Consider the following 4,651-nt stretch of genomic DNA (forward strand, 5'->3'; position numbering starts at 1 on the left):
AGTCCAATGTTTGCTGTTCAACCCGTTAACGCCTTAACCCTTCACCGCAAACGCCGCGCCCAGTGCCTGAAGCCGGTTAGCCATTGGCAAAAGGTCTTCGCTGCACTGAATAAGGGTTACGACATCCGTGGCATTGTTCTGCGCAATGGCGTGGACGGTTGTCAGGCGATCATTGATGCCCACCGATGCAGCGGATTGCTGTTCGGTGGTGTCTGCGATTAATACGTTCAACCGGTGGATTTCCAGCACATCGGCGACGGTGCTCTTCAACAGTTCGGAGCCCATTTGGCTAGCCTGGACGCAGCGCCCGACTTCTTCGCCGCTGTTACGCATCGAGTCCGCTGCAGTGCGGCTTTCCTTCTGCAATGATTCGACGATCTGGCGTATCTCTTCCACCGAGCCTGCGGTTTTCTGCGCCAGGCCGCGAACTTCATCGGCAACCACGGCAAACCCTCGGCCCTGTTCGCCTGCACGTGCCGCTTCGATGGCGGCATTGAGCGCCAGCAAATTGGTTTGTTCGGCGATTTCGCGGATCACGTTGATCACCTTGCCAATCTTTTCTGCCTGCTCTGCCAGCGATTGCACGCTCTGGTTGGCGCCGCTGATGGACGACTCCAGGTTGGAGATGTCCTTGCTGGCCTGGTCGACTGATTCGCGACCTTTGACCAATTGCTCATTGGCCTTGTTGGCACCCTGATGCGCTTCGCTGGCGTGTTGCGAGATGTCATCCAGTGCCGTGGTGAGCATTTGCATTGAGTGAGCCATGCGAGTGATTTCTGCCAGTTGCTGCTGGGCGCCTTTGTCCAGCGTTTCGCCTGCGACCGACAGCTGGCGACCCATGTCGCTCAAACCGCTGGTTTCATGAATCACGCCACCCACGGTATTGGTGATCAACGCCAGGAATTCATCAAAGCGCTGGGAGGAGTGCATGCCGGCGCGGCTTTCAGTAACGCCTGCTCTTTTGTCCAGACGCGCAGCGGCCTGAAGGATTTTGTCCAGCAGCTCCTGATTCTCGCTGGCTTCGCGATGGCTGTGGATGGCGAGATAAATCAGGATGGCGCTTTCAGCGACGACATAGGCGGCATGGATGAAGACCACATCCCAACCGCCGTGATGCTGCATCACGTAAACCGGATAACCTGCATGCTGCAGCACATGGAAGAGTAGATGGTGAACAGCGATGGTCGCGGCAGCCACGACAATGGGCAGCCAGTCCCGGTAGAACGTCAGCACCGCCAACAGCGCGAAAATACCGAAGTGGACTTCGATGAGGCCTTGCGTCTGATTGATGTGCAGACCGGACATGACCATCAGGGCCACGCCCGTCAGGCAGCGAAACAAGCGAGTACCGCGCAGGACGGGATACAACGCAGTCATCCCGAGGGCAGTGCCGCCACCGACCAGAACGGCTTGGCCGAAAGTCGAGTGAAGTGTCGCCAGCCCCAAGGAGTAGACAAAACATAGCCACAAAAGCCCGAGCATGATGCGGTCGGCTTTACGGTAATGATCGGTAAAACGAGGCACCGTCGACATAGCGCAAATCCTCAACATCCATTTCATGGAACCGCATGAACGCCGAGTATGCCTGTGTCTATGGGACTAAAGAAGCGATATGCCATTACTGGCGCTGTCGCGCGCCATACAGTAGACCTGTAGGAGCGCACGAGCACCGCGAGGCCGCGATAGCGTTGTATCAGACGGGACGCTATCGCTGCCTCGCGGTGCTCGTGAGCTCCAGCAGAAAATAGCGATGCGTCAGAGTTAGCGCTTTCGCAGCCTTCGGCAGCCCTTACAGGGAAGGGCGGTTATTAATGCAACTTCATTCTCGGCTCGGTCCCTTTGCCGATACGGCTGCCGAGCATCAGCATCAGGGTGCGGAAGGTGCCATACAGCGCCATTTGGTGCATGCGATACAAGGAGATGTAGAACATGCGCGCCAGCCAGCCTTCGAGCATGACGCTGCCGGTCAGATTGCCCATCAGGTTACCCACCGCCGAGAACTTCGACAGGGAGATCAGCGAGCCGTAGTCGGTGTACTTGTAGTCCGGCAGCGGCTTGCCTTCAATACGCAGTTTGAGCGATTTGACCAGCAGCGACGCTTGCTGATGCGCGGCCTGGGCGCGCGGCGGGACGTTGCGATCCGAGCCTTTTTGCGGGCAGGCTGCGCAGTCACCAAAGGCGAAGATGTTTTCATCGCGAGTGGTTTGCAGCGTTGGCAGCACTTGCAACTGGTTGATGCGGTTGGTTTCCAGCCCGTCGATTTCCTGCAGGAAACCGGGTGCACGAATGCCCGCTGCCCAGACCTTGAGCGTGGCCGGGATCACCAGGCCGCTCGCGGTAATCAACGAGTCGGCAGTCACTTCACTGACCGCCGCATCGGTCAGCACCGTAACACCGAGTTTCTCCAGAGTTTTATGCACTGGCCCGCCGATGCGTTCCGGCAGTGCAGGCAATACACGTGGGCCGGCTTCGATCACAGTGATGCGCAGGTTTTCCGGCTTGATGCGGCCCAGTCCGTAAGCAGCCAGCTCGTGAGCGGCGTTATGCAGTTCAGCCGCCAGCTCAACACCCGTTGCACCTGCGCCAACGATGGCCACGGTGATTTCCTGAGCGGTGTCGGTTTGCCCGGCGTGGGCGCGCAGGTAGTGATTGAGCAGTTGTTGGTGGAATTTCTCGGCTTGTTTACGCGAGTCCAGAAACAGGCAGTGTTCGGCTGCGCCCAGCGTGTTGAAGTCGTTGGTGGTGCTGCCGACTGAAATCACCAGCGAGTCATATTCCAGACTGCGCGCAGGAACAAGTTCCAGACCGTCTTCATCCAGAGTCGCTGCCAGATGAATCTGTCGTGCTTCACGGTTCAGCCCGGTCATTTTGCCCAGCTGAAACTGAAAGTGGTTCCACTTGGCCTGAGCCACGTAGTTCAGCTCATCTTCATAGGAATTGAGCGAGCCCGCGGCGACTTCGTGCAGCAGCGGTTTCCAGATGTGGGTCAGGTTGGCGTCGACCAGAGTCACGCTGGCTGTGCCTTTTTTGCCCAGGGTCTTACCCAGGCGGGTGGCCAGCTCCAGACCGCCAGCGCCGCCGCCAACGATGACAATACGATGAGTCATAGGGATATCTCATAAGGTTTAAGGAATTCGGGGGGAGTGAGTCGATCTGCGCGAGCGCTGTTTTGCTGCTGCTCATAGCGTCAGATAACTCAACAAACGGCTCAACAAGCCAAGGCCAATCACCACCGCAACCACCACGCTCAGGAGCAGCCATGGCCGAAAAGGCCGGCGCTCGACTTGATGCTGGGGGGCTTGCAGGTACTCTTCGACACGCTTTTGGTCTTCGGGTTTCAGGTGACTGGACATAGGAGCCTCAGAAAAGAGGGCAACTGCGTTATTCGACAATCAGTTCGAGCGGTTCGACCCGTAACGAATCATCTAGACGAATGATGCCGCTTTGTATCACTCGTGCGGTAATTCCGCCATGCCCACGTACCGCCTGAAAGGTCCCATGGCCCAGACGTTGCTCCAGCCGCGCACAAGGTTGACACCAGCCGGTGGTCTCGAGGATCGACTGGCCGATTTTGAATCGACGGCCTTTGAGGCTGAACAGGTTGATGCCGCTGATCACCAGGTTGCGGCGCAGGTCCTGCGGCACGATGGGTTGATCCTCAGCGCGATTCAGCAAGGAGCTGACCACCGCCAGATGTTCCCATTGAATCAACGTGACCTGTCGCGCATTGCGAGGGCCGGGGCGCGCATGATCGCCGGTCAGGCCCGCTTCGCGGCGAGCTTCCACCGCCTCCAGCTCAACCATTTCGCCACGGGATTCAGGGCGCACCCCGATCCAGCGCACCCGACCGGTTTGCGGTACGTCGGCCAACAGCTCTTGCAGAGGGCTCATAAACTGATTCCAACATCAAAGACTACGCTGCGCCCCAGATTGGTCCGCAGAAAATCCGGTGCATCGGGGTGGGCATACAGCACTCTGGCAAAGGTCGGCCCGACCAGTGACAGCGAGCGCCAGCCCTGGCGCAGATATTCGGTGGGCGGCGGGAAGTGGCTGTTCAAATCCAGCACTTCGCGTTTAAGGCTGGCGAACGCAATGATGTCCAGCTGTCCTGTATCAATGCCGCGTTCGTTGTAGTTACTGGCTTTTTTACGCAACGTCGGCCCCAGGCGCTGTAGCAGCTCACTGGCAGGAATACGTTTGGGTTTGGCTTCGCGGCGCACCAGTTGGCTCAGGGAAAACGCGCCACGCCTTCGCGCCAGTTCTTCACGCCATTCGTCGTTCAGGCGTCGGCCTTCATCGAGGACAAAAAACACTTCGAAACAGGCATCACGAAACAGCACATCAGGCGGTTCCTGCCCGGCAGCGGTGAAGTCTTCGTGACGATGCGGGATGTTCAAACCCTGCAGTAAACGCTCACAAACCCATCGCTCACGCTCCCACTTTCGCGCATTGGAAAGAAACGCGTTGGCTTGTTCGGCCTGGATCGTGAGCAGGCGTAGGTAGTCTGAGTCATCCATTGGCCAAGCTTAGCGTTCTAATAGCTACAACTGGAAGATGCTGCTACGCATTTCGAATACAGCACAGGTAGAAGCGGCCCCGATCGTCAGAGCACTGCTCTGGCTTGCGGCAAACATAGGACCTGTAGGAGCTG

Annotated in this window: 5 protein-coding genes; all 5 read right to left on the reverse strand. The window is 58.0% G+C overall.

Features of this window, described 5'->3' with window-relative positions:
* Window positions 1–33: 33 nt before the first annotated feature.
* The gene (locus AUC60_RS26845; protein ID WP_087274542.1) at window positions 34–1,533 is read right to left on the reverse strand and encodes a methyl-accepting chemotaxis protein; all 1,500 of its coding nucleotides are present in this window, start codon (window positions 1,531–1,533) and stop codon (window positions 34–36) included.
* A 275-nt stretch (window positions 1,534–1,808) separates the two neighbouring features.
* Window positions 1,809–3,107 carry an NAD(P)/FAD-dependent oxidoreductase gene (locus AUC60_RS26850; RefSeq protein WP_087274543.1) on the reverse strand — a complete coding sequence of 433 codons (1,299 nt, stop codon included), beginning with the start codon at window positions 3,105–3,107 and terminating at the stop codon, window positions 1,809–1,811.
* Between the two features lie 72 nt (window positions 3,108–3,179).
* Window positions 3,180–3,353 carry a DUF3094 family protein gene (locus tag AUC60_RS26855; RefSeq protein ID WP_087274545.1) on the reverse strand — a complete coding sequence of 58 codons (174 nt, stop codon included), beginning with the start codon at window positions 3,351–3,353 and terminating at the stop codon, window positions 3,180–3,182.
* Window positions 3,354–3,381: 28 nt separating this feature from the next.
* Window positions 3,382–3,891, reverse strand: coding sequence for an MOSC domain-containing protein (locus AUC60_RS26860; RefSeq protein WP_087274547.1), 510 nt, complete (start codon window positions 3,889–3,891; stop codon window positions 3,382–3,384).
* Window positions 3,888–4,517: a DUF1780 domain-containing protein gene (locus AUC60_RS26865; protein WP_087274549.1), complete on the reverse strand. Its 630-nt coding sequence runs from the start codon at window positions 4,515–4,517 to the stop codon at window positions 3,888–3,890. The genes AUC60_RS26860 and AUC60_RS26865 overlap by 4 nt, the downstream gene beginning before the upstream one ends.
* Window positions 4,518–4,651 lie beyond the last annotated feature (134 nt).

The sequence above is a fragment of the Pseudomonas caspiana genome, assembly GCF_002158995.1.
GTDB lineage: Bacteria > Pseudomonadota > Gammaproteobacteria > Pseudomonadales > Pseudomonadaceae > Aquipseudomonas > Aquipseudomonas caspiana.